Origin of the sequence: Lacimicrobium alkaliphilum (assembly GCF_001466725.1) — a bacterium.
Lineage (GTDB): Bacteria > Pseudomonadota > Gammaproteobacteria > Enterobacterales > Alteromonadaceae > Lacimicrobium > Lacimicrobium alkaliphilum_B.
Genome location: NZ_CP013650.1, coordinates 399,166 through 423,097, shown reverse-complemented (window position 1 = coordinate 423,097; position 23,932 = coordinate 399,166). Strand labels below are relative to the sequence as shown.

Annotated in this window: 27 protein-coding genes; 14 read left to right on the top strand and 13 right to left on the bottom strand. The window is 52.2% G+C overall.

Going from position 1 to position 23,932, the window contains the following annotated elements; translation table 11 throughout:
- Nucleotides 1-298 precede the first annotated feature (298 nt).
- Nucleotides 299-715 carry an FG-GAP repeat protein gene (locus AT746_RS01995; RefSeq protein ID WP_062475732.1) on the top strand — a complete coding sequence of 139 codons (417 nt, stop codon included), beginning with the start codon at nt 299-301 and terminating at the stop codon, nt 713-715.
- Nucleotides 691-1,671, top strand: a complete 981-nt coding sequence (locus AT746_RS01990) for an FG-GAP repeat protein (protein ID WP_197414309.1) — start codon at nt 691-693, stop codon at nt 1,669-1,671. The genes AT746_RS01995 and AT746_RS01990 overlap by 25 nt, the downstream gene beginning before the upstream one ends.
- Before the next feature lie 644 nt (nt 1,672-2,315).
- On the opposite strand, the gene AT746_RS01985 is transcribed toward AT746_RS01990, so the two are convergent.
- Nucleotides 2,316-2,831, bottom strand: a complete 516-nt coding sequence (locus AT746_RS01985; RefSeq protein WP_062475726.1) for a hypothetical protein — start codon at nt 2,829-2,831, stop codon at nt 2,316-2,318.
- Between the two features lie 23 nt (nt 2,832-2,854).
- Nucleotides 2,855-3,154, bottom strand: coding sequence for a hypothetical protein (locus AT746_RS01980; protein WP_062475723.1), 300 nt, complete (start codon nt 3,152-3,154; stop codon nt 2,855-2,857).
- 274 nt (nt 3,155-3,428) lie between these two features.
- Between AT746_RS01980 and AT746_RS01975 the strand changes: the two genes are divergently transcribed.
- The 5 genes from AT746_RS01975 to AT746_RS01955 all read left to right on the top strand — a co-directional run bounded on the left by AT746_RS01975 (nt 3,429) and on the right by AT746_RS01955 (nt 5,453).
- On the top strand, nt 3,429-3,770 hold the full coding sequence (locus AT746_RS01975; RefSeq protein WP_062475720.1) for a DUF4258 domain-containing protein: 342 nt from the start codon (nt 3,429-3,431) through the stop codon (nt 3,768-3,770).
- Between the two features lie 8 nt (nt 3,771-3,778).
- Nucleotides 3,779-4,219 (top strand): helix-turn-helix domain-containing protein, encoded by a 441-nt coding sequence (locus AT746_RS01970; RefSeq protein ID WP_062475717.1) that lies wholly within the window; start codon nt 3,779-3,781, stop codon nt 4,217-4,219.
- 144 nt (nt 4,220-4,363) lie between these two features.
- Nucleotides 4,364-4,693, top strand: a complete 330-nt coding sequence (locus tag AT746_RS01965; RefSeq protein ID WP_062475714.1) for a type II toxin-antitoxin system PrlF family antitoxin — start codon at nt 4,364-4,366, stop codon at nt 4,691-4,693.
- The gene (locus tag AT746_RS01960; protein ID WP_062475711.1) at nt 4,686-5,150 is read left to right on the top strand and encodes a type II toxin-antitoxin system YhaV family toxin; all 465 of its coding nucleotides are present in this window, start codon (nt 4,686-4,688) and stop codon (nt 5,148-5,150) included. Before AT746_RS01965 ends, AT746_RS01960 begins: the two co-directional genes overlap by 8 nt.
- 36 nt (nt 5,151-5,186) lie before the next feature.
- The gene (locus tag AT746_RS01955) at nt 5,187-5,453 is read left to right on the top strand and encodes a Rho-binding antiterminator (RefSeq protein ID WP_062475708.1); all 267 of its coding nucleotides are present in this window, start codon (nt 5,187-5,189) and stop codon (nt 5,451-5,453) included.
- A gap of 14 nt (nt 5,454-5,467) precedes the next feature.
- Here AT746_RS01955 and AT746_RS01950 read toward each other — a convergent pair whose 3' ends face one another.
- Complete coding sequence (locus AT746_RS01950) at nt 5,468-6,562, bottom strand: alkane 1-monooxygenase (protein ID WP_082633372.1); 1,095 nt, start codon at nt 6,560-6,562, stop codon at nt 5,468-5,470.
- A 144-nt stretch (nt 6,563-6,706) separates the two neighbouring features.
- Between AT746_RS01950 and AT746_RS01945 the strand changes: the two genes are divergently transcribed.
- Nucleotides 6,707-7,156 carry a DUF4442 domain-containing protein gene (locus AT746_RS01945; RefSeq protein ID WP_062475705.1) on the top strand — a complete coding sequence of 150 codons (450 nt, stop codon included), beginning with the start codon at nt 6,707-6,709 and terminating at the stop codon, nt 7,154-7,156.
- 106 nt (nt 7,157-7,262) lie between these two features.
- Here AT746_RS01945 and AT746_RS01940 read toward each other — a convergent pair whose 3' ends face one another.
- Complete coding sequence (locus AT746_RS01940) at nt 7,263-7,847, bottom strand: gamma-glutamylcyclotransferase (protein WP_062475702.1); 585 nt, start codon at nt 7,845-7,847, stop codon at nt 7,263-7,265.
- A gap of 583 nt (nt 7,848-8,430) precedes the next feature.
- On the opposite strand from AT746_RS01940, the gene AT746_RS01935 reads away from it, so the two are divergent.
- Nucleotides 8,431-9,795, top strand: a complete 1,365-nt coding sequence (locus tag AT746_RS01935) for a dicarboxylate/amino acid:cation symporter (protein WP_062475699.1) — start codon at nt 8,431-8,433, stop codon at nt 9,793-9,795.
- Between the two features lie 263 nt (nt 9,796-10,058).
- The gene (locus AT746_RS01930) at nt 10,059-11,027 is read left to right on the top strand and encodes a magnesium transporter CorA family protein (RefSeq protein WP_062475696.1); all 969 of its coding nucleotides are present in this window, start codon (nt 10,059-10,061) and stop codon (nt 11,025-11,027) included.
- A gap of 21 nt (nt 11,028-11,048) precedes the next feature.
- Here the strand turns inward: AT746_RS01930 and AT746_RS01925 are convergent, their stop codons facing one another.
- Together AT746_RS01925 and AT746_RS01920 are read right to left on the bottom strand one after the other, a co-directional pair.
- Nucleotides 11,049-11,564: a gamma-glutamylcyclotransferase family protein gene (locus AT746_RS01925; RefSeq protein WP_062475693.1), complete on the bottom strand. Its 516-nt coding sequence runs from the start codon at nt 11,562-11,564 to the stop codon at nt 11,049-11,051.
- Between the two features lie 41 nt (nt 11,565-11,605).
- Nucleotides 11,606-12,349 carry a creatininase family protein gene (locus AT746_RS01920; RefSeq protein WP_062475690.1) on the bottom strand — a complete coding sequence of 248 codons (744 nt, stop codon included), beginning with the start codon at nt 12,347-12,349 and terminating at the stop codon, nt 11,606-11,608.
- Nucleotides 12,350-12,431: 82 nt separating this feature from the next.
- Between AT746_RS01920 and AT746_RS01915 the strand changes: the two genes are divergently transcribed.
- Nucleotides 12,432-12,992 (top strand): phosphoribosyltransferase, encoded by a 561-nt coding sequence (locus AT746_RS01915; protein WP_062475688.1) that lies wholly within the window; start codon nt 12,432-12,434, stop codon nt 12,990-12,992.
- Between the two features lie 384 nt (nt 12,993-13,376).
- Here AT746_RS01915 and AT746_RS01910 read toward each other — a convergent pair whose 3' ends face one another.
- On the bottom strand, nt 13,377-14,048 hold the full coding sequence (locus tag AT746_RS01910) for an REP-associated tyrosine transposase (RefSeq protein ID WP_231730990.1): 672 nt from the start codon (nt 14,046-14,048) through the stop codon (nt 13,377-13,379).
- A gap of 151 nt (nt 14,049-14,199) precedes the next feature.
- Here AT746_RS01910 and AT746_RS01905 point away from each other — a divergent pair, with 151 nt between their 5' ends.
- Nucleotides 14,200-14,871: a hypothetical protein gene (locus AT746_RS01905; RefSeq protein ID WP_062475686.1), complete on the top strand. Its 672-nt coding sequence runs from the start codon at nt 14,200-14,202 to the stop codon at nt 14,869-14,871.
- Between the two features lie 104 nt (nt 14,872-14,975).
- Nucleotides 14,976-15,497 (top strand): GNAT family N-acetyltransferase, encoded by a 522-nt coding sequence (locus AT746_RS01900; protein ID WP_062475684.1) that lies wholly within the window; start codon nt 14,976-14,978, stop codon nt 15,495-15,497.
- A 161-nt stretch (nt 15,498-15,658) separates the two neighbouring features.
- Here AT746_RS01900 and AT746_RS01895 read toward each other — a convergent pair whose 3' ends face one another.
- The 5 genes from AT746_RS01895 to AT746_RS01875 all read right to left on the bottom strand — a co-directional run bounded on the left by AT746_RS01895 (nt 15,659) and on the right by AT746_RS01875 (nt 21,155).
- On the bottom strand, nt 15,659-16,960 hold the full coding sequence (locus AT746_RS01895; protein ID WP_062475682.1) for a M23 family metallopeptidase: 1,302 nt from the start codon (nt 16,958-16,960) through the stop codon (nt 15,659-15,661).
- A 1-nt stretch (nt 16,961) separates the two neighbouring features.
- Entirely contained in the window at nt 16,962-18,356 is a 1,395-nt protein-coding gene (locus AT746_RS01890) for a M23/M56 family metallopeptidase (protein WP_062475679.1), read from the bottom strand.
- A complete protein-coding gene (locus AT746_RS01885; RefSeq protein ID WP_062475676.1) occupies nt 18,353-18,751 on the bottom strand; it encodes a BlaI/MecI/CopY family transcriptional regulator in 399 nt (132 codons plus the stop codon). The genes AT746_RS01890 and AT746_RS01885 overlap by 4 nt, the downstream gene beginning before the upstream one ends.
- 118 nt (nt 18,752-18,869) lie before the next feature.
- Nucleotides 18,870-20,432 (bottom strand): methyl-accepting chemotaxis protein, encoded by a 1,563-nt coding sequence (locus tag AT746_RS01880; RefSeq protein WP_062475673.1) that lies wholly within the window; start codon nt 20,430-20,432, stop codon nt 18,870-18,872.
- Nucleotides 20,433-20,636: 204 nt separating this feature from the next.
- Nucleotides 20,637-21,155, bottom strand: coding sequence for a phosphate-starvation-inducible PsiE family protein (locus AT746_RS01875; RefSeq protein ID WP_231730989.1), 519 nt, complete (start codon nt 21,153-21,155; stop codon nt 20,637-20,639).
- 394 nt (nt 21,156-21,549) lie between these two features.
- On the opposite strand from AT746_RS01875, the gene AT746_RS01870 reads away from it, so the two are divergent.
- Nucleotides 21,550-22,542 carry a catalase family peroxidase gene (locus AT746_RS01870; protein ID WP_156413602.1) on the top strand — a complete coding sequence of 331 codons (993 nt, stop codon included), beginning with the start codon at nt 21,550-21,552 and terminating at the stop codon, nt 22,540-22,542.
- A 37-nt stretch (nt 22,543-22,579) separates the two neighbouring features.
- Here the strand turns inward: AT746_RS01870 and AT746_RS01865 are convergent, their stop codons facing one another.
- Nucleotides 22,580-23,761, bottom strand: a complete 1,182-nt coding sequence (locus tag AT746_RS01865; RefSeq protein WP_062475667.1) for an NAD(P)/FAD-dependent oxidoreductase — start codon at nt 23,759-23,761, stop codon at nt 22,580-22,582.
- Between the last annotated feature and the right edge of the window lie 171 nt (nt 23,762-23,932).

The window sequence follows — 23,932 nt, the reverse complement described above, 5'->3', positions numbered from 1 at the left end:
GAATGAATTCGCCCCTACAACCGATAAGGGTATTCGGGCATGACGGGTGTAGCGTCGAGTTGAGCAGAAGAGATCCTGATTTTCATCAGGATGACCTGTAGGTAGTTCCGGCACAGTTGGCTGAAAGAGATCCTGGCGTGCTTCAGGATGACGTGTGGGTTGTTATTCCGTCAGGACTGTCAGTGTTCTTTGCAATTGGTCATTGCCCGAATTGAAATAACCTTGTTTTTCATTACGTTATATATCTGGAACGGATATTGCGGCGCTGCTTTACAATACAGCTTAAAGTGTTCTACACATGAAATCGCTAAAATTACTTCTGTTGTTATGGGTCCCTCTCGCATTTACCGCCACGTCCGGCGCTGAGGTTCAGCCTGTTGTGCAGCAAGCCTATCTGAAAGCCGATTCCCCCGGGCCCAGAGAACAGTTTGGTCATAGTGTCGACCTCAACGGTAACACCCTGGCTATCGGCTCACCTGGTGTTGGAGCCGCTTACGTTTTTTCCATCAGTGACGGAATCTGGAGTCAACATGCCTCAGTGGTGCCCGGCGACGCGGGGCACAAAGAGCAGTTCGGCTACAGTATCGCACTCGATGGTGACACTCTGGTTGTAGGGGCACCACGGCACATCGGTGGCGGTTCGGCTTTCCTGGGTTCCGGGGGGTCTATGTCTTTTCCCGTACTGACGATGTGTGGAGTCAACAGGCTTTCCTGAGCGCGGCTAATGCGAAGATGGGTGAGATGTTTGGCGCCAGTGTCGCAATTGATGGTAATGCTCTGATAGTAGGGGCACCGCTGGAGAACGGAGACGCAAACAGTACAGCATCGAACTACAACACAAATGCTGGTGGTGCAGGCGCGGCTTACGTATTTACCCGTACCGACGGGGTCTGGAGCCAGCAAGCTTATCTGAAGGCAAGCAATGCGGGCGCAAGGGACCGCTTCGGCACCAGTGTTGATCTTGACGGCAACACAGCGGTGGTGGGTGCAATCTGGGAGCGAGGTGATGCGAATAGTTCGGCAGGCAGCCCAAATGACAAATTATCCAATGCCGGCGCCGTGTATGTGTTTACCCGTGATGGCAATACCTGGGGGCAACGGGCCTACCTGAAGGCAGGCAATGCCGGTCATCAGGACGAGTTTGGTTCCAGTGTTTCCCTTGATGGGGAGACCCTGGTTGTCGGGGCGGCAGGTGAGCATGGTGACGCCCAGAGCACTGCAGCAAGTCCGAATCGTAAGGCTCCAAATTCCGGGGCGGCCTATGTGTTTACGCGCGACCAGGGGGAATGGCGCCAGCAGGCCTACCTGAAAGCCTATAATGCCTTACGCAATCACCAGTTTGGCATCAGCGTAGCCTTGTCCGGCGACAGATTGGTGGTCGGGGCAGATCAGGAGGTTGCCAACGCAGACAGGTCGGCCTCGAAACGCAATAACAATGCGGAAAATACCGGGGCGGCCTATGTTTTTACCCGAGATGGCGGATTATGGCGCCAACATGCCTACTTAAAGGCCAGTAACAGGGGTAAAGATGACCAGTTTGGTATCAGCGTTACCATCGACAAAGATACTATTGTAGTCGGGGCAAGCCAGGAAGACGGCGATCTCAACAGCACAGCGAAAAGCCCCAATGACAACGCCATCAATGCCGGGGCTGTTTATGTGTACCAATAGGATGGAACTGGCCAGGCAGGATACCAACACCCTGTGAATCTGAGGTCACCAGCCCGGATTACGAAAATTTTGCGGTGACTGAGGCGATGCGGCCTTTTGCGCGGCTCAAAGAGCAGTTATGAGTGATGAGGGATTAGTGATGAGTTTGTCGGAATAAATTCCGACCTACAGCACGGCGAATACATTCACCCCCTACAAAACCGATAACGGCATTCGGGAAACCCTACCCTTATTCCGACGCCATCCACACAGTCATTCCGGCATGTTGTTAGCCGGAATCCAGTGCCCTGATTGCTATGATGTGAAAAGGCACTGGATCTCCGCCTTCGCGGAGATGACAGAGAGAAGCGGAGATGACAGAGAGAAGCGGAGATGACAGAGAGTGGCGCAGCGGAATGCTGACCAGGAAATATGGCAGGCTTTCCCGGATCCCAGCAGCCTTTCACTACCCACCTGAGTCCCCCCTTTTTAAGGTAACTCACAGGTGCTGGACAAGTCCGCTTCGCTACATCCAGGTATATCCAGCACCTCTGGGTACCCAATTGTCGGGCTAAAGCCGCGACCTACAACACCAGAGGGTACCGGGCTACCCCTGCACCGTTATGGTGGGGTGCGTTGTCGGACTGAAGTGACCTACCGGGCTGCTAGGGAAATAGCTGTACTATGCCGCTTTCGCCCTGCATATCGCCCACAATCCAGATTTGCTCAAAAGGGTGCTGATCCGGCACATCAATATGGTGCTGCAGTGACTGGATCTCTTCTGCTGTCCAGGCCGGGTGCGCATTGCGCAGCACCAGCCATACACGCCGGGTTTTATAATGTTTAACAGACTTGTTGGCCAGAATCCGGTTGAGTGCTTTTAGCAGACGCTGATGGGCGTCGGTATACTGGTCGAGTTGCTGTAATTCATGGCGGGTTTTGTCATCCAGTTCACGGCCGAGGATCTGCATCGCTTCTTTTTCTGAGCCGTACACATGGGCAATTTCCAGGTCCAGCCGTTCACCGTTTAAAAAGCAGGAAACATCCGGTTTATGGGGCCGGTTGTGCCAGATATGGCGAATTATTTCACCGGTATTGCGTTCATACCAGCGCATAAAGAGCTTCGCGGCCTGGTGCTCAAGGACGATTTTTTCGGATTCGCTACTCTGTTTATGCTTCATCGGTTACAGGCCAGGTTTAATATTCAGGGTTTGCGCTCTACGGCGGGGATTTCGTAATACTTTTCCGGTGACTGTTTTTTGATGGCATTGAGTTTTTCTTTACGCTCCTGGCGGTGCTGCACGGTTTCACCAAATACCTGTTGATGGGCCGATTCGATCATATCTTTGGCTTGCTGCTGGCTGATAAACCCCAGCAATTGCGCAGCATGAATACAGCCTTCGGTGCGGTGTTTAAAGGCATCATCGGGTTTGCCTGCTTTGGTGCGCTGGTACACCTCGAGTATCTGCTGTTGGCAATGCTGTATATAGGCGTCTTTTTCCATGTTGCTCTGCCGGTTGGGGAATCTGCATCCAGCTTATTGAATTGTGTGGGTGCTGTCATGTACTAAGGTACGGGCATTGTCCGGATTGTCGACGAAGTGCATCCCAGCAACTCCGACATACCGTTCATGGATATAAACAAGGCGAATAAATTCGCCCCTACAAGACCCCAGGCCACGTGCAATTAGACGAATGAATTAACACACAGCAGTTTGTTTTGTTGACAATGCCGTTAATGCCCATCAAAATGATAGGTATCAGATTGATAGGTGGCGTATGGATACGAATCATCCTCAAGGTGTCGACGAGTTCCCTCTGACAGAGGGAACCGCCAGGAAGATCATCAATGATCTGGCTGAAAATCATACTCATCGGATCCGATGGAGTCGGCATGTTAAAGAGCGAATGAAAGAGCGGAGAATTACTTCAGGTCAGATACTGACCTTACTTAAGAGTAAGCACTCTATCTTCAGGGAAGGCCCGTACCCTGAAGCCAATGGGGATTGGAAGTTCAACCTGAAGGGTATGGCAGCCGGTAATGTTATTGAACTTGCTGTTGCACTTAAGAATCATCATTGCAGCCCCAGTTCGGTGCTGATTACCGTGTGGATTGACTAGGGGGGAGTATGTACCATTACACTGAGTGCGGTTTATCGAATGTATTTTTAGAAAATGGCGTTACCGTTGATGAAATTGATGGCGAGGAATATACCAGCATTGATGATTTGAACGGCCTGCACAGAGCCATTGCCCAGACCATTGTTGACAGCAATAAGCCACTGACAAACGAAGCGTTCAGATTTTTACGTATTGAATTAAATGTTTCTCAGAAGATGCTTGCCAGGCGTTTTGGCATCGATGAACAAACTATCGCCCGCTATGAAAAGGGGACTACCAAAATTCCCCGCACAACAGACGCTGCTCTGAGATCTCTGTATATGGAAAGCCAGGAGAAGAACAATCCTGTCAGCTATTTCCTTGATTTGTTGGCTGATACTGAAGCCCAGGAAGCTGCGCAGGAAATTCGTCTGCAGGAAGTGCAAAACCGTTGGCAAATTGCAGTTTAACTTAGCACCGCCTTCGGGCGTGTTGGGGGATTTTTTCGGGCTAAAGCCACGACCTGCGACAGGGCGAATAAATTTGCCCTTCCAATTGCCGGGGTAATGCAAATGCATTACACTTTGTGCATTATTCAACCGATGGAGGTTGTTATGGCAAAAGCCGCAGTAGTGACACAGTCAACGCTGACCGATCGCTTTCAAACCACGGTACCCGCAACGGTACGTAAAGCCTTGCACCTGAACAAACGTGACAAACTGAATTTTACGGTGATGGATGATGGCAAGGTTCTGGTGAGCCGCGCTGATGAGCTTGGTACTGATCCTGTAGTTGGTCAGTTTCTGTCATTTCTTGAGCAGGATATGACTGCCAATCCTCAGCATATTCAGCCGCTCTCAGCTGAACGTAAAGCTCATGTCGATGGGTTGATTGATGGTGTTGAGGTTGACTTAAACACCCCGCTCAGTGATGAGGATGAGTGACCCTTCCCGGCGGTTACCCACTCAGGTAAACGGATGGTCATTATATGGCCATCCGTGTTTTAACACTCAATACAATGAGCTTGTCGGGCAGGTCGAAGCGTTAAAACAAAAACACCCTCAGGACTATATTCACAAAAACGCAAGCAAACGCCTGGCGGCGATTCAGAAACTAATCTATGACGTCATCCCTCAGGATCCCACCAGGCCCGAGTATCGACAAGGAACTACGCTGGGAGATGCATACAAACACTGGTTTCGGGCTACGTTTTTTCAACAGTACCGGCTGTTCTTTCGTTACCACGAGCCGTCAAAAACCATTGTGTATGCCTGGGTTAATGATGAAAAAACTAAACGTGCTTACGACAGTAAAACCGATGCCTGCAAGGTGTTCGAAAAGATGCTGAATTCGGGCAATCCGCCGGATGACTGGAACAGTTTGGTTCGCGCATCTGAATAGATACAAAAACTCATGTCGTCTGAAGGAAGCCTTACCGTGAACAAACCCATTATTGCCTGTGCAATACATGATTATATTGAAACCGCCTGCCTGTATGGTTACCGGCTGGAGCTGGCGCTGGTCAGTGGCGAGCGGATTACCGGAGTAGCGCGCACCACCGAAACCCAGAAGGGCCGGGGTGAGTTTTTGTGCCTGGAGAACCCGGCAAACCGGGTTGAGATGATGCAAATCAGCCATATCCGTGCGCTGACGGCCAACCCGTATTTTACTGAGATAGCCGTTGTCAGCGAAAGTCAGGGCTAGTGCAGGTCGCAGCTTCAGCCCGGTATAACATTACCTCTGCGGTCAGGTTGCTGCGGCAGGCGGGGGTGGATCACCCTGCGCCATAACGGAGGGATCAGGGCCAGTAACATCATACTAGCGTAGCCGCCAGGCAATTGCGGGCTGTGATCAAGATGGCGTAGTAATGGGTAGGGGCGGTTCGGGTTAGCATGATGATCGGCGTGGCGCTGTAACTGCAGCAACAACAGGTTACTGAGCCTGTAACTGCTGTTCCAGGAATGCATCTCCGTGGGGCGCTGGTAGCGGCCGTTAGCCTGTCTGGCCCGCTGTAAACCATAATGCTCGATGTAATTAATCACTTCCAGTTCAATCACCGCAATCAGGCTTTGCAGCAAAAAGAACAGCACCCCTGTCCATCCGGCCAGCACATAACAGCTACAGGCAACCAGCAGGCTCAGGGCGTACCAGTCCAGCACTTCATTGCGCCAGTGCCAGGCGGGCAAATGCTGGTGTGCCAGGCGCTGTTTTTCCAGTAACCAGGCCTGATAAAGGTTGTGCCGCAGTGCCCTGAACACAAAGTTGTATACGCTTTGATTCAGCCGGGCACTGGAGTTATCCAGCGGTGTGGCCACATTCACATGATGACCGCGGATATGCTCTATCTTAAAGCCGCCATAACACACCAGGCTCAGTAATATACCGCCAGTAATGCGCTCAGTTCTGCCTGGCCGGTGGATCAGTTCATGGGCGGTATTAATGGCATTAATGCCACTCACTACGCCCAGGCTGATAGCCCACAGCAGCAGTGCCTGAATGCTCAGATCGTCCCTGCCCTGCAGCCAAATCAGTGTGCCAAACAGCAGCACAAGCTGAACCGGCAGTGCCAGCACAGGCAACAGCCTTAACAGGCGGCTGTGTCTGAGCTGCTGCTCTTCGGCCCGGTCAGGGTTGCGGGTATCCAGGCCAATCAGATAGTCGAGCAGCGGCAACAGAGCATATAGAAACACCAGGGGCAACAGGGCACCAAGGTACAGATTCGCGCTGTACTGGCTCAAACCAACGGCGGCCAACAGCAGCAGCGCGGGAACATAAGCCAGCGATGCGCTAAGAGTGCGGGTGAGCAGAGGCATAAGAGGTACCGACAGCTTGAACTGATTAATATTTGTTCGCTTTGCGACTTTGGTCAATATCTGAACAGCAGTATTTTTGATCGGTGTTAGACAGGTCAGACCACAGATGGCAAACTTAGCTTATTTACAGCAAGGGCTGTTGGTATGAAAGTCAGATGGTTCAAACTGATGATCAATTGCTATCCGCCCTATCTGGGCACCGGCATTCGTGTTAGCAAAGTCACCCCTGATTACCGTTTTTTACAGGTGGAAATGCCGCTGCGCTGGTATAACCGCAATTATGTGGGAACACATTTTGGCGGCAGCCTGTCCAGCATGGCCGATCCCTTTTATATGCTGATGCTGATTAATAACCTGGGCCCGGACTATATTGTCTGGGATCAGGCTGGCAGCATCGAATATCGCAAGCCGGGCCGTGGCCGGGTCAAAGCCGTATTTGAAATCAGCCAGGAACTGCTGGATGAAATCAGACAGCAGACCGTCGGGGGTGAGAAGTTTATAAAACCACTAACGGTGGATATCACCGATGAGGCCGGTGACGTGGTGGCTCATGTCAGCCGCACCCTGTATTTCAGGCGCAAGAAGCGCGATTAATCGTCGTTACCGCGGGTTGTTGGCGGAAACCCAGTAACCTTCAGCTTAAGCGTTTAAAGGCGCTGGATGCCCGACAACGACATTCGGGCATGACCATTGTCGTCTGTCATTCCGGCAGGTTGTCAGCCGGAATCTTTATCAGCTCCTGCTCGATCGCAAACACATGCTCATCGTGCTCGTCCAGCTCGCGCAGCGCTTCGGCCAGTTTAAGTAAGTATTCACTATTCGGACCGCTCGGCCCTTCACTGCGGGCGATATGGGCGGCAATTTCGGCTTCCGTCGCCGGGCCCAGCCAGGCTTCATTATCGGCACTGGCCAGATACACCAAACCTTCAGCTTCGCCGGGCTCATCTAACCAGTGCAGCGCGGTAAATACGCGTAAATAGCCGTTTTTTTCACGGTGATCGAGGTGTTCAAAGGTATCCGGCGTCACTTTATAGGCCATGCCGGCACAGCGCGCTCCCGGCTTTTCTATTAAGGTTGCTACCCGCCCCGGTGCCTCCGGCGTACCGCGATGATCGTGTGACCCCTGCCAGAAACGCCGTTGCCAGCCCCAGATAAAGGCTGGCCGGCGCTGCAGATACTCAAAATCTGCTTTGTAGATGAGCGAACCATAACCGAACAGCCATACGGACTCGAGGTGATCCAGCGGCTGGCGTTGTTTGTTCAGGGCGATAGTGTTGTGCGACATATTCTCCAGGGCGAGGTCAGCCGTTGTTCAGGGTCTTTATTACCCTAACGGTACCATCGTCTGATGCATGATTACCATAAACCTGCGGCGTTCTCACACTCCAGCAATCCGCTGCGCTACTTGCAGGCTACACCTGGCAGCACTTCCCGTCATTCCGGCACGCTGTTAGCCGGAATCTTTATCAGGTGGCAGAGGAATGAAATCTGACCAATACAGCCGGACGGAAAAAGATCCTGATTTTCATCAGGATGACGTGGTTTTTTATCCTTGGCCTGTGTCGGGTCCAGTTTATTGGGCTTGTGGGCCTGCTATTGCTGGTCGAAACTAATTGCCTCTGCGGGTCATTCCCGCGGGTTGTTGGCGGGAATCCAGCGTCCTTCAGGTTAAGCAGAAATGGCAAACTGAATTTCCCGGATTCCGCTTCGCTACATCCAGGCTACGTGTTTAGAGGCGCAGATGCCCGATAACCGCATTCGGACATGACTAACCCTGCGCTGGATCAAAAGATGACCAGTGTACGGGGGTAAGCCGCCTGCGCATGTTGTAGACTCATTGGCAAACCATCAACTTTCGGAGGATGGCAATGCGAAGTCTGCCGCTTTTTCTGCAACCCGTGGTGAATTTAACTGCCCAGTTCGACAAATTTATTCAGGGGCGACTCTGGCTTAAGGTGCTGATTGCCCTGTTCCTGGGTGTGTTGTGCGGTATTCTGCTCGGCCCTGATCTTCACCTGGTATCGGCAGACGCCGTTGTCACTATTACTGCCTGGCTGGCCCTGCCTGGCCAGTTATTTCTGGCCATAATTCAGATGATTGTGGTGCCGCTGGTGCTGGCCTCGGTGGTTCGCGGGCTGGCTGCCAATAATAACCCTGCGGCGCTGAAGCAAAATGGCGTGATTGCGCTGTTGTTTATCATAGGCTCTACGGCGATCGCGGCGGCACTGGGCATCACCCTGGCGCTGAATATTCAGCCCGGTGCCTATATCGATGCCGGAATTTTAATTGATAGTCAGGCCGCACCGCTGACCAGCGCTGTGGGAAAAGGCTTTCCGGAACTGGCGGACTTACCCGACAAGGTTTCCGCACTGATCCCGAAAAACCCGCTGGCGTCGATGGCCTCGGGTGAAATGCTACAGGTGATCCTCTTTGCTGCAGTGTTAGGGGCGGCACTGTTATCTATTCCTGCACAGCAGTCTAAACCTCTGTTTGAGCTGCTTGGCGCATTACAGGAAGTGAGCCTGCGCATTGTGTCATGGGCCATGGTGCTGGCGCCGTTTGCAGTATTCGGTCTGATTACCAAACTGGTGGCCAATCTGGGTATTGAAGTGCTGGGCGGGATGCTGGTTTACGTACTTACCGTGGTGCTGGGAATACTGCTGTTAGCGATGTTGTACCTGCTGGTAGCGAAATTCACCTGGCATGGGCCCATTAAACAATTTATCTCACATATCAGGGAGCTTTTGTTGTTGGCGTTCTCCACCAGCAGCTCGGCGGCAGTAATGCCAATTACTCTTGACGTAACCGAGAATAAATTGGGCATTAACGCCGACATCGCCCGCTTTCTGATCCCGTTGGGTGCCACCATCAATATGACCGGCACGGCCTTATATCAGGGGGTAGCCACGGTGTTTCTGGCCCAGGTCTTTGGCGTCGATCTGAGCCTGAGCAGTTACCTGTTTATCGTGACCATGGCGGTGGCCGCCTCCATAGGCTCACCTGCCACACCGGGCGCTGGTATTATTATTTTAAGTATGGTGCTGGAGGGCGTTGGGATCCCGGCGGCCGGTATCGCGCTGATTCTGGGCGTAGACCGGATCCTGGACATGTGCCGTACTTCGGTAAATGTGCTGGGTGATGTGGTGTCATGCACCACTGTGCAGTACTTTACCAATAAAGAAGAAGGCAACGCCGCGCCCGTTGATAACCCGGCAGAATCCGGGAAAGTGTAGGTTGTGCGTCATTAATTTTTACCGATTACGCACCTGTGTGAACCCTGCAGGAGAGCGGGGATTCTGTAGGTCGGACTTCAGTCCGACATGGCTGGTGGTTTCTGGTTGTTTTGTTGGACTGAAGTCCAACCTACAAAAAGAAAAGGTTCTGGATGCCCGATAACAACTTTGGACAAGACCTGTCTTTTACTCTCTGCTAATCCACTGGCGGCGTTTTTGCTTTACCGATAAGCTGTCGGTAAATACCAAAAACGGAGCGGGATATGATCAGAGCACGCTTGTTTAAACAGGGCGGCAAGCTGGAAGAGGGCGGTGCCGAATTAATGGATGGCTGGAAAAAGGATCGCCACAGCCGTATCTGGATTGACTTACAGGGCGAATCGGTTGAACAGCAGCGGGCCTTTCTGGAGCAGTTGCAATGCCACCCGCTGGCTATTAATGATGCCCTGCGTGAACGCCACCCGCCCAAGGTGGAGGAGTTCGAGCAACACACGCTGATTATCTATCGCGGCATGGCCAGCCTGGATGAGCATCTGAATTATGAGCCCCGGCAGATTGTGTTTTTTCTGTTTGAGCGCATGCTGGTAAGCCTGCATGCCGGCAGTGCCAAGAGTATTGACCAGATGTGGAGCCAGCAAACCACCTATCTGCATCAGAAAACCATCGGCGAATGGGCGCTGAAAACCATGCATACGTCATCGGGTTTCTATCTGGAGAGCCTGCTGGCGTTTGAGAATCAGCTCAGCGATCTGGAAGATGAGCTGCTGACCCGCCCCACCGACACCCAGATGAAGACCCTGACGGTATATAAATCGCAACTGGTGAAACTGCGCCGGGTGTTTAATTATCACCTGTCGATCACCCATGAGCTGAGCGGCTATGATTATCGCCTGCTGCCCAGGGAAAATCCGGAAATACTGCACGCCATTAATGATCTCTACGAGCGCTTCGAGCGCCTGCACAGCCTGGCGCAGATGTATTATGACATCAGCGGTGACCTGGTTGAGGGTTATATCTCGCTCTCATCCCACCAGCTGAATAACACCATGCGGATCCTGACGGTGATCACGGCGATTTTTGTGCCGCTGACCTTTCTGGCGGGTATTTACGGCATGAACTTTGAGCATATGCCGGAACTGGCGTTTGAGTATGCCTACTATGTGCTGTTAGGGGTAATGGGCGTAATGGCCACGGCGCTGGTGTGGCTATTTAAACGTAACGGCTGGCTGTAACGCCAGTCCGTTAGCGGTATTTCACAGGTTGTCGTAAATCGACACCTCGCGGTGATAACGGTCCCGGTCCGGGTCTTCGATACTGGTTGTCTGCACAATCAGATTCTGATGTTCCACCGGCAGATTATTCTGCCTTGCACCGGATAAAACATGGTGCAGATACCAGTCGAAAGGCCGCAGGCTGTCATCGATATGAGTGGCCACATAAATCTGCGTTTCCACCCGCTCTGGCCCCTGATATACCGCCACGGTGCGCCTGTCATAGCCCTGGCCTTTGCCTTCAATCTTATCCAGCTCTTCAAGCTGGCTGTGCTCAAGCTGATACAATACGCCCCACAGGGAATCGGCTTCTTCCCCGGTACACCAGGCATTACCCTTTGCCGAACCATCCCGGCCTACTTTATGGAACTTCAGCGCAAAACCAAGCAACTGCGCCACGCCCACCCGTTGAATGGGTGAGATACGGGCGCCAATCCGCTGGAATGACATATTCGAACCATAGGCAAAATAGAAGCATTTATCGGCGTTGTTATGCATCAAGGTTTTCCTGAATTAACAAAGGATTAGAGCACTATAGTTCAGCTTTTGGCGAAGCGCTCAAATTCTGCGGCCACGGCTTCAGCGGCGGCCTGAATAATCTGTTTGCCGTCCTCAACTGACGCCTGTGAAGGATCGGAGCCAATGCGCCCATCAGGAAACTGGCGGCGATAATCCTGCGCATGGGTGATAGTGCCGGTGGGGGCAATTTTTGGCTGCATCTGTACCTGCTTTTGCGCATCCGGGTAGGCAGCATAAGTCACCGCCACCTCAGAGGCCGTGGCATGCTGGCCATCACCAACCGGATAGAGTTGTTTGCACAGCGCCGCTACCGATTCAAACTGCCACCAGTTTTGTAGTTTTAGCAATATATCCTGTTCCTGCACTGCAGATGAAAAGCTGCGCTGTGCGTAGATCTCGGCAAAAGCGGCATTCACGGTCGCCACATTGCCACCGTGGCCATTGAGCCAGTAAATACGTTCAAACCCGTGGCGCTGCAATGAGGCTGTCCAGTCGAGTATGCTGGCTATCATGGTAGAGGGGCGCAGCGTAATGGTGCCGGCAAAGGCCAGGTGATGTTGCGCACAGCCTACCGAAAAGGTCGGTGCCACCAGCATATCGGTGAGTTGTTCGGCCCTTTTGGCGATCACCTCAGGGCAGATGGCGTCGGTGCCGAGCAAGCCGTTAGGGCCGTGCTGTTCGATTGAGCCAACAGGAACCAGAATACTTTTTGAGCGTTTAAGGTATTCTTCCACTTCCATCCAGCTTGATTGCGCTAATAACATGGTTTTCTCCGGGACTCGTTTTCCAAACACAGATTGCTGTTGATATACTACATCTTTATGCCACTACTGAGATATCAAATCCATGTCCGAGAAGCGTTTTATCAGTTCTGCAGAACTGCTCAGGGATTCTTTCCGCCTGGCCGCCGATGTGTATAACGACGGTTTTCGCCCTGATTACATCGTAGGGATCTGGCGCGGTGGTGCCCCTGTGGGTATTTCTGTGCAGGAATTTTTTGATTTTAAAAAGGTGACTACAGATCATATTTCCGTACGCACCTCGTCCTATTACGGCATCAATCAGCAATCCAAAGAAATCAAAGTACATGGCCTGCACTACCTGATCGAGAATGCCAACGCCGACGATAAACTGCTGATCGTAGATGATGTATTCGATTCAGGCCGAAGCGTGGATGCGCTGATCAAGCAAATTCAGAAGCTCTCGCGGCTGAACACACCCCATGATATCCGCATAGCCTGCCCCTGGTACAAACCACAGAACTCCAAAGTGGATATCGAACCGGATTATTATGTACAAACCAGTGACGAGTGGCTGGTATTCCCCCATGAGATAGCCGATCTCAGCGAAGAGGAAATCCGTGCAGGCAAGACCGACCTGGCTGATGTGATGGATTTATTGTTCTGATTCCACTGTAAGCCTGCAACGCTCTTACAACCCGCAATCCGCTGCGCTCCTTGCAGGCTACACCAACCCCGCAGCCCGGATGCAGCGAAGCGGAATCCGGCTAAACCTGCGACGCTCCTACAACCCGCAATCCGCTGCGCTCCTTGCAGGCTACACCAACCCCGTAGCCCAGATGCAGCGAAGCAGAATCCGGGTCAACCTGCGGCGTGCTCACAATCCCGCAATCCGCTGCACTCCTTGCAGGCTACACCAACCCCGTAGCCTGGATGCAGCGAAGCGAAATCCGGGTAAACCTGCGACGCTCCTGCAACCCGCAACCCGCTGCGCTCCTTGCAGGCTACACCACCGCGTAGCCCGGATGCAGCGAAGCGGAATCCGGGAAAATCACCGTTCGCCAAAGTTACTATTTGATGTAAAGGCATAACCCGCCCAATCCTGGGGTAAAATTCTTTCTCTTACATAATGATGAAAACTGGAATAGGGCCAGGCCTTCACTTCATCAACGAGCTTGTGCTTGACCGGATTGTAGTGAATGTAATCCACGTGCGAATTGAAATCCTCTTCATCTCTGATTAAATGTTCCCAATACCGCCTTTGCCAAAGGTTGTACTCACCACGATTGTTCGGACAACAGCCCGGGATCAGATTTGCGACCTTACGTGAGAAAATAGCCTTAATGCTTTGTATGCGCCTGGCGTAATCGCTGACTCCTTCCGGCAAGGTCAGAATCATATGCAAGTGTTCTGGTAACACAACAATTGCTTCAATTTTAAAAGGATGGTTTTTGCGAGATTCTCTGAATGCTTGTCTGAGTTCATCTACATATTGAGTTAAGTAACTCGCATGACGATCAATCAGCGTTAATGTAAAAAAGTAGGTACCGCCATCCACCCAGACCCGTCTGTATCTAACCATGGTTTTCAACTCCATTTGAAAAACATTAAATATAGACCACTCAACCCGCAATCCGCTACGCTCCTTGCAGGCTACACCAACCCCGTAGCCCGGATGCAGCGAAGCGAAATCCGGGTAAACCTGCCAAAACGTTATCCACATTGGTGTTTTTCGCCAACTGTTGGTGGTATTGGCAACCCCTCCTTCCACCACAAAACAACAATATTCATATAAATCAACATCTTAAACTATTGGCAAAGGAATTGCTCAGTAGTGTGAGAAATCGTAAAAACAACATTTGAAAGGAACACTCATGAAACACAGCGTATTTTCTATTATCTCTGCCACGGCTCTGATATCCGTATTGCTTACCGGTTGTATTGTGCATGTCGGTGCCGGTGAAAGCGGTGGTAATGTCGATGGCGTATTTGGTGGCATTGATATTCAATCCGGTCGCAGCGCTAAAGACCTGTCTATGGTCAACGGCAGTATTGAAATGGAAAACGACAGCAGTGCAAGGGATCTGAGCACTGTGAACGGCAGCATCGAACTGGCAGATAATGTGTCTATCCGCAATGCAGAAACTGTCAACGGCAGCATTGAAGCGGGCAGAAACCTGCGTGTTGAAAAAAGCCTGGAAACTGTTAATGGTGAAATTCTGCTCGAGGAAGGGGCTGAAGTCGGCAAAGACGTATCCAATATCAACGGCGATTTGCGCCTGATTGATGCCCGTATTGGCGGTGATGTAGAAACCTTTAACGGCGATGTTGAGCTGCTTGGCAATACCCATATCGAGGGTGATGTGGCAATCAGACGTAACCGTGATAAGAGCTGGTTTAAGTGGAACTCAGACAGTGAACCCAGCCTGACCATTGGTGCCAACGTACAGATCGACGGCGAGATTATTCTTGAACGCCCTGTAGATTTGAAACTGGAAAACAGCGCCCTGAGCAGCAAAGTGGTTCGTCGCTACACAGATGAATAACAGCCCATAGGGCTATGCAAGCAGTAAGATTCACTTAATATAACTCTCTGAGACCTTTTGACCGGCCCGCTAAGGCCGGTCTTTTTTAGTAAACGGAAAGTGATATGTCGCCAATAACCACCCCTCGCCTTAATCTGCGTCTGTTAGATGACAACGATGCTGCCTTTATTCTGGAATTGCTGAATGACCCGGACTGGCTGAAATATATCGGTAATCGAGGGGTTAATAACCTCGATGATGCCCGCAACTTTATTCAACAGGGGCCATTGGCGATGAAGCAAAAACATGGATTTTGCATGCTGCGGGTAGGATTGAAAGACAAGGATCAGGCCATCGGCCTGTGCGGTTTATTGCAGCGCGATAACCTGCCGCATCCGGATCTGGGTTTTGCCTTTTTACCTGCAGGAAGAGGCGCGGGCCTCGCAACTGAAGCCGCCGCAGCTGTAGTCGAACAGGCTGATAAAGACGGCCGGCCCACCCTACTGGCGTTCTGCCTGCCGGATAACCAGGGTTCAATTAAGCTTCTGAAACGTATCGGTTTTGTTTTTAAAAGTGAGTACCGCCAGACACCGGACGATGAGCTTTTGCATTTGTATCAGCGTGACAACCCGACGATACAGGCATAAAGGCACTGGATCTCCGCTTTCATCCAGATGACAACAGGAAAAGGAGATGGCCGGTTGCACCATTCAGCAAGACAACTCCCGGTCATTCGCGCATGCCGCAGGTATACCCGGATTCCGTTTCGCTGCATCCGGGCTACGGCCTTCTTATAAACAGATCCTTATCAGGGTGCCAGGCTGGACAGTTGGCTATTGGCCCGGTCCAGCCTTGCTAATTGCTGCCTGAAGCGGCTTAATTCTTCTCCGTGCAAGCGGATATCGGCGGAAGCTTTGAGCTTCAACGGGTTAATCGCCCGGCCATGCCGATGCACTTCATAATGTAAATGACGCCCGGCGGAAAGCCCGGTATTACCCAGGTAGCCGATAATATCGCCTTGTTTAACCCGCTCACCCACCCGCAGTTTGCCGGCAAAACCTTTTAAATGCGCATACAGGGTCTCATAGCCATTACTATGTTGGATAATCACCGTATTACCGAAACTGCCGAAACGGCTGGCACGTTTCACCACACCGCCACCTGCTGCCATAATCGGGGTGCCAACAGGGGCGCTGAAATCAATGCCTTTGTGCTGGCGATTGTAACCAAGCACAGGGTGATGTCGGCTGCCGAAATGGGAAGACAAACGTGCACCATTGAGCGGGGTTTTCATCAGAAAACTTTGCGCCAGACGGCCATCGGGAAAGTAGAAGGCGTCATTGAAACGGATCAGACGATGATCCTCTCCGGCATTAGTAAAACGTAAGTACGTCAGTAGCAGCGGATTTTGTAAATGTGCAAACAAGGCAGGATCCTGGCTCACCTGCGTGCGTTGATAGCGCACCTCAAGTACGTCCCCCTGCTGTACCTGCCGCTGAAAATCCACAAAATGTGACAACGCCATGATGGCACTGTTGATCACATCAACAGGAATGCTGTTTTGCGCTGCGTCCTGATACAGGCTGTTACGGATATCCAGACCCTGCTCGTGCGTTTCATACACTGTGGGCACCTGCTTTAATTCCACTGACCAGGCGTTATCGGCATAGGTGGCTTCGATAATCTCGCCATACTCACGAGCCAGGCGCACGCGGTGGCTGGTGGATGTCGGGTGTGCAACTTCAATATTGATACCGGTTTGTAATCTGCCCAGGTTGAGCAAGGGCTTCGCGGCTATGGCCAGCAATGCGACCCGGTGCGCCGAAATACCCTGTTTACCTAACAATCTGGTAAGGTTTTGCCCGGGTTCAAGGGTAACCAACTGGCCTGGTGGTTGGGCTTGTACCTCTGTTACTCCCGCTCCAATACGCCGTTGCTGAGCATAAGACTGTAGCGAATCGCCCGATAAACTGCTGTCAAAAGGCACGGGGGACGCCGCCGTTGTAGCTGTAACGGGGTTATTATCTTTGCCGGAGCTGATAATAAAGGTCAGTAACGCAGCAATAACAAAAACCAGCGCAAAAACATGCCGTTGGGAAAGTGCTGTCATATTACTCACTCCCACTTTTGCGTGTATGGCCTAAATAGACCATTGGATCCTGCCTCTGACCGTTCTGAACCAACTCAAAATGAAGGTGCGAACCTGTAACCTTGCCGGTGGCGCCCATGGTACCAATGATCTCGCCCTGTTTAACCCGATCCCCCTTTTGCGTGTCAATACTGTCGAGGTGAGCATAGAGTGTCTGCCAGCCATCACCGTGTTGCACCACCACTACCTTGCCGTAGTTGTCGCTAAGCGTGGTGGCATCGGCAATCATAATCCGGCCCGCAGCGCTGGCATAGATTGCTGTGCCAACGGGCCCTTTGAAATCAACACCCTGATGCACCTGATTCTGACGGATGGCCGCCACATGGCCAAATGACGAACTGATGGCCGGTTTATCGACCGGCATTATCCACTGATCCGGCCCGCTGGCTAACGCCCGGGTGTAGGCAGATCGGGTGAACAAGACTAATAGCATCGCCACCAGAAAAACCGGCATCTGGCGTTGCCAGTTTAAGGGTGCAGGCCCGCTTCCGATTATCGCGCGTATACGTTGTTTATAGGCTGCCAGGCCCATGCCATGGCCGGTAAAACTCAGTTGCATAGCCGCAGAGTGTGGCTGAGCCGTGGTATTAACCGACTGTTTGATACTGGCGATCAGAGCCCGGGCATAGGCATCGGGACAGAACCGGCCCTGCGCAACAGTCGCGGCATCACAGCGCATCTCAACTGCCTGAGTAAAATGCGCGCTGAGCCTTACCAGGAACGGATTAAACCAGGCAACGGCTGAGATAATATGCCAGGCCACCAGCCACCAGTGGTCATAAAAACGGATGTGGTTAACCTCATGAGCTAAGATCATCTGCCGCTGTTGTGGCGACAACTGTAAAAAGTGCTGCGGCAACACAATACGGGGCCGGCGTAATCCAATCACAAAAGCACTGGTTGGTGGCGCTTGTGCCGGCAGCAATACACAATCAATATTGCTGTTGATGATATGGCCGTTCAGCGCTTCAGGGCAATGAGTGCTCTGCTGTGCTAACTGCAAAACCGCGTGATAATGCCATGCCAGCCGGGCCAGTTTTGCCAGACTCACCAGCACGATCAGGGTCAATACCAGCAGACTCCAGGACACCACCCAGGGCTGTTGCAAGGGTGTTGTAATGTTGTCTGCCATCCAGACCACGGGCTCAAATACACTGAAATCAGCAGCACCGGTGTATTTGGTGTGCCGCAACAGGACATCGGGTACGGGCAGCATTACCACCGAAGGCGCGATGAGGGTCCATAACCAGAAGCCGGGGGTAAGTCGCCGCTTGCGGGCAATATAACCCGCCGTCAGCGTGAACAGGCCAGTTAACAACACCCACAGCGCCAGAGAAAGTAGAATATTGCTACTCATGCTGCACCACCCTGTTTTGATTTCGTTGTTGGCACTTGTTGCAGCAACCCTTCCAGCTCAGCCAGCTCATCTTCATTAATCAGATGGCTGTCAGAGAAAAAGTTCACTGGTAGCGGGGTATCAATTTCCAGCACCCGCCGGGCAAAGTCGCTGGCAAATGCGGCTAAAGTCGGTACCTTCTGAAGCTCTGCGTAGTAGAGATTTTTATTGCCCCGGGTGCTGGTACGAACAAAGTTTTTGTCGCTCATGCGCTCCAGGGTTTTACGGGTTGATGAGTAGGTCCAGCCATAAAGCGCGGTAAGCACCTGGTGGATTTCTTTGCCGGTACGGGGCTGGGTATTCCAGAGTAACTTCAGTACTTCGAGTTCAGGGGCGGTAGGCTGATGTTTCGCCATGGTTATTCCTGCCAATAACAATCACGCTTGTGCGACATGTGTCACACAATAACATCAGCTTTTCTGCGACACAAGTCGCACTTTTTATTGTTCTCTGTATTCCTGGTAGACGGTGGGGTTATTCCAGCGGCCTGTAGCCGATGCGGAATCCGCCCCAATGCTTGTTATTAACATATAAGGGCACCGACAGATCATGCATGACTTCGCCGGTATCGCGTTTGTAGGTTTGCAATAACAGCTGCTGAGTATGCGCCCCGCAGCGGCTGCCAGTCTTGTCGTCAAACATGCGTCGCGAGCGGTTGCCGAGCAAATCTTTTTTGCTGTCACCGGTCAGCGGCTGGTTAAAGCCATTGTTGTGCCTGGCGACATATCCGTTGGGGTCGGTGACAATAGCATAGACAATATGGTCTTCACTGTTAAGCGCCTGTTCCTGATATTCGGGCAGTATCCGATCAAAAAACGCGGAATAAGGCGTATCAAACTTGGTCAGTGCGATCCCCTTAACCTGAGTGTAATCGCGGCTGAAAAGCTGCGCTTCAGACAGTTCTCCTTTTGCCAGGGCCTGTTCCAGTCGCTGGCCGATACGTCGGGCGGTTTGCTCAGCGATGCTGAATATTCTGCGATGGGCAGAGCTGTCGTCAGAGGTAACCAATAACGCCAGCAGCTGTTCGGCCTGACTTTCCAGCCGCTCGGCCTGCTCCGTGAGTTGTTTCATCTGCTGTTGCTGTGAACTCAGATCTCCGGTCAGAGAATCCAGTAACAGGGTGTTTTCGGACAGATCCTGCTGGTTCTCTCCCAGGCTGCCGGCAATGCTTTTGAGTTGTTGATCCACCTCTTCGGCATGCCGGGCTATCTGGCCAAGTTGATCGGCCACCTGATGAGTCGTCGCGGATTGACGATCCACCTGCTCGGCCAGTCTGTTAATGATATCTGCTGCCTGTTGGGTTTCGTGGTGAATCCCTTCCACCAGCTCGCCAACTTCCACCGTCGCCTTTGAGGTACGCAGGGCCAGGGTGCGAACTTCATCGGCCACCACTGCAAAGCCACGACCATGTTCACCGGCCCGCGCCGATTCAATGGCTGCATTCAATGCCAGCAGGTTGGTCTGGTCGGCAATACTCTGAATCACATTGGTCACGCTGCGGATTTTCTCCGCTTTATCACGCAACCCGGCGATGGTCTGCTCCGCCTGACGACTGGCACTGACGATTTCAGTGATATCGCGGGAGAGCGACTCCACCTGCTGCTGCCCCTGAATGCTGATCAATCGGGTCTGTTCTCCTGCCTCAGCCACTTCGCCGGTAATATGATGAATGTCCTGCGCCCGCCGGTTGATCACATCGGAACTTTTCGCCACCTGTTGCAGGCGCTCTACGGTGCTGGCTAATACCTGATGCAGATTGGTGATGGCAAAGCTGAGCTCTGCAGTGGAAATAGCGTTAGCCCCTGAGTTACGGGCCAGTTGATGGAGGGTCTGATCGGATTTGCTTTGTGCTGACTGGGCTTGTTCCGTTTCCGGCACTGCCTGTTGCCTGGCGTAGATCAGGGCCTGAGCCGCAAGTATAATTACCGCCAGTGCCACAAACTGCAGAATCTGGCCTGTAATCAGCCACAGAACCAGGCCAGTGCAGATAAGTGTGCCCAGCGCTACCAGTCCGGTTCGGAACAGACTTTGAGCCATGATAAAGCCCCGCTTCAGCTATCCAGTACGATACCCCATTATTGGCTCAAACAGGATTGGTGCCCAGCCTAAAAGGCCGAAGAGAACCTAGACATTAGTCGTAGGCTTGACATGCATAAGCCACTGATATCGGCGTTACTACTGGTCTGGAAGATGGAAAGGTCACCAATGTCATTCCCACCACCGCTCTGCCCTGTGTTGTTATCAGTGCTCGGGGTATTCCTGATCACTGCTTTTTCTCAACAGCCAGTAAGTGATCCCCAAAGCCAGGGTGGTGGCGGCAATACCGATGAGGTACATGGGAGTAATCTGATCAAAGTCCAGCACTATGACTTTTCGGGCAATGGCCATCAGTGCCGTGGCGACAACCAGCTGTACCGGGAAGATATTGGTGCCCAGATACAGCCTGATATTGATAAAGATCTCCACCGCAATCAGCACCGCCATAAAGCCGCCGAAGGTATAGAAAATGTCGTTGATATCGAGCAGCAAAATCGGTGGCGTAATCAGCCGCTCATAAATAATGTACACCACATCCCCGACGCCCCAGAGGATCACGGCAACCATCAATACCGCCAGCACCCGTATGGCAAAACGGATCACATGATGTAAGCCACGAAAAAACGGATCAGGAAAATCAACCGGCAATTCCTGATGCAATTCATTCTTTGGCTCTGTGCTGGTTATCCTGGCTGAGCTTTGTCCTGATTTTTGTTCTGCCACAGTCTTCTCCATTATTATGCCCCCTGACTGACTACAAGTGTCTATCACGGTAAAACGCCTGAATAAATACGTAGCGAGCGTCAATTAGACCACCGTCACTGAGCAAATATTCATTAACAGTAAGCAAAATTACAACAACGGCAGGCCGGACTTTCACCATGCATTCCTTACGAAAACTCAGGGCTGGCCGCCATGCACCTGACTTTATTGTTGATTGTCCCGAAAGCGGCTGGTGATCCTGTTGCACTGATACGTGCTACTAAGGATACCAGCGGCAGATATCGCTATGATTTGTCAGTGATATTCAGCAGGCCTGAAACGCTGTGCAAGAAAACCTTTGGATAAGCGGTCTGCTTCAACCGGATAAGGTACCAATTAAGCTTAAAGGAAAGCGATGATGAAACTGATGTATTCTGTAAGTGCTGGCGTTACAGCCGCCCTGTTGTCCACTTTGACGGCGCCGGTGCTGGCTGCCACTAACCCGGTTCAGGCCGTTGATTTTATTAACCTGTTTGAAAAACTCTCCGGCAAGCAACCCGGCATTCGCAAGGCCCATGCCCGCGGGCTGTGTGCCACCGGCACCTTTACTCCTGAGCAAAATGCGCATTTTCCCGGGGCCGCCTTATTATCCGGCGGTGAGTTGCCGGTGGTAATGCGTTTTTCTGTGGGCGGCGGCAACCCTGAGGCCGACGAACGGGCACCTGGTGCAAGGGGTATGGGGATGCAAATCACTTTACCTGAAGGCAGCAGACATATATTTACCGGGAACAACTTTCCGGTATTTGCCGGAAAAGACCCTCAGACCTTCTTCGGCCTGCTGCAGACCTTTGTTCCGGATGAGCAGGGCCAGCGCGACCCGCAAAAAACCATCCAATACGCCGAGCAAAATCCCAGTGTCAAAGCCAATCTGGCCTGGCAACAGAGCGCCGGCACTGCCGCCTCTTATGCCAATACCGAGTTCTTCGGCTTACATACCTTTTTCTACAATAAAGACGATGCTGAACAGACAAAATTCCGCTGGCATCTGCTGCCCGATTTGGGTGTAAAGACCTTGTCAGAGGACGAAGCTCAGGCCATGGAGGCTGATTTTCTGGCCGATACCATGAAACAACAACTGGATGCCGGTGAGGTCAGTTACAGTCTGATGGCCACCATTGGCAAACCCGAAGATACCAATATTGACCCGTCGGTACAGTGGCCCGATAACAGAGAGCAGGTGAAACTCGGCACGGTTCGCCTGAGCTCCTCAGGTGGCGAGCATTGCACACCAGTCAACTTTGACCCCAATGTACTCTCTGCCGGATTCTCTCCAAGTGACGATCCGGTGTTAAAAATGCGCTCCGCTGCTTATGCCATCTCCTTCGGCAAAAGGCTCAGCGGCCAGTAACAACAAAGTGGCAGTGATGGTAAGCCGGTATGCCTTTTTAAACCACCTGACCGGCGACCCAGCCGCTGCTCCAGGCCCACTGGAAGTTGTAGCCACCAAGCCAGCCGGTGACGTCCATCACTTCGCCGATAAAATACAGCCCTGGTACCTGTTTCGATTCCATGGTCTTGGATGACAGTTCGTCGGTGTCGACACCGCCCAGGGTCACTTCGGCAGTGCGGTAGCCTTCGGTGCCATTGGGCTTTAAGGCCCATTGTTCAAATGCCTGGGCTACCTGTTGCAACTGTTTGCCCTGAAATTGTTTGAGCGGTTTGTTGTTAAGCCCGAAATAGTCGATGGCCACCTGCACAAAACGTTTGGGGTAGTGTTTTGCCAGCGCGGTGGAAAGCAGTGCGTCCGGGTGTTGCTGTTGTTGCTGTTCCAGCAAGGGCAGTAAATCTTGGGTGGGGCTTAAGTTAAACAGTACGGCATCACCCGGCTGCCAGTAGGATGAGATCTGCAATACGGCCGGGCCGCTTAAGCCTCTGTGAGTAAATAAAATATTTTCATGAAAGCGGGTGTGATGACACTCTGCGGTGGCATCTAAGGACACGCCACTGAGCTCTGCCAGCACGCTTTTATCCTGCTCATGCAGGGTAAAGGGCACCAGACCGGCGCGGGTGGGCAGCACCTTCAGACCGAACTGCTCCGCCACCTTATAACCAAAGGGGCTGGCACCGAGTTTGGGAATCGACAGGCCCCCGGTAGCGATAACCAGTGACTGACAGCAAAATTCGCCATGGCTGCTGGCAAGGGTGAATCCTGCATCGTTTTTTTCAATCTGCTGCACCTCGACGGGATGGCGTAGCTGCACCCCGGCCTTGTCGCATTCGCTGAGCAGCATTTTTAAGATGGCTTTAGCCGAGTCATCGCAAAACAGCTGACCTAAGGTTTTCTCATGGTAATCAATGCCATATTCGGCCACCAGGGCGATAAAATCCCACTGGGTATAGCGACTCAGGGCTGACTTGCAGAAATGGGAATTATTGCTCAGATAGTTTTCGGGGGCGGCATACATATTGGTAAAGTTGCAGCGACCACCACCTGACATCAGGATCTTGCCGCCAATACGTTTGGCGTGATCCAGCAGCAACACAGAACGCCCGCGCTTTGCCGCCTGCGCCGCACAAAAAAGGCCCGCAGCTCCCGCGCCGATAACGATCACATCATAGCTTGCCAATACCGCATCTCCGCAAACAAAAACGGCGATTATACCGGATCGTCAGATTCCAGGGCTAAAGTTTTAACCGGGTTGCGAGTTCCAGGAGAGGTATTTCACCAGATAGAACACAAAGTCAAACAAGTCGTAGCCTGGATGCAGCGAAGCGGAATCCGGGTAAGCCGGGCATTA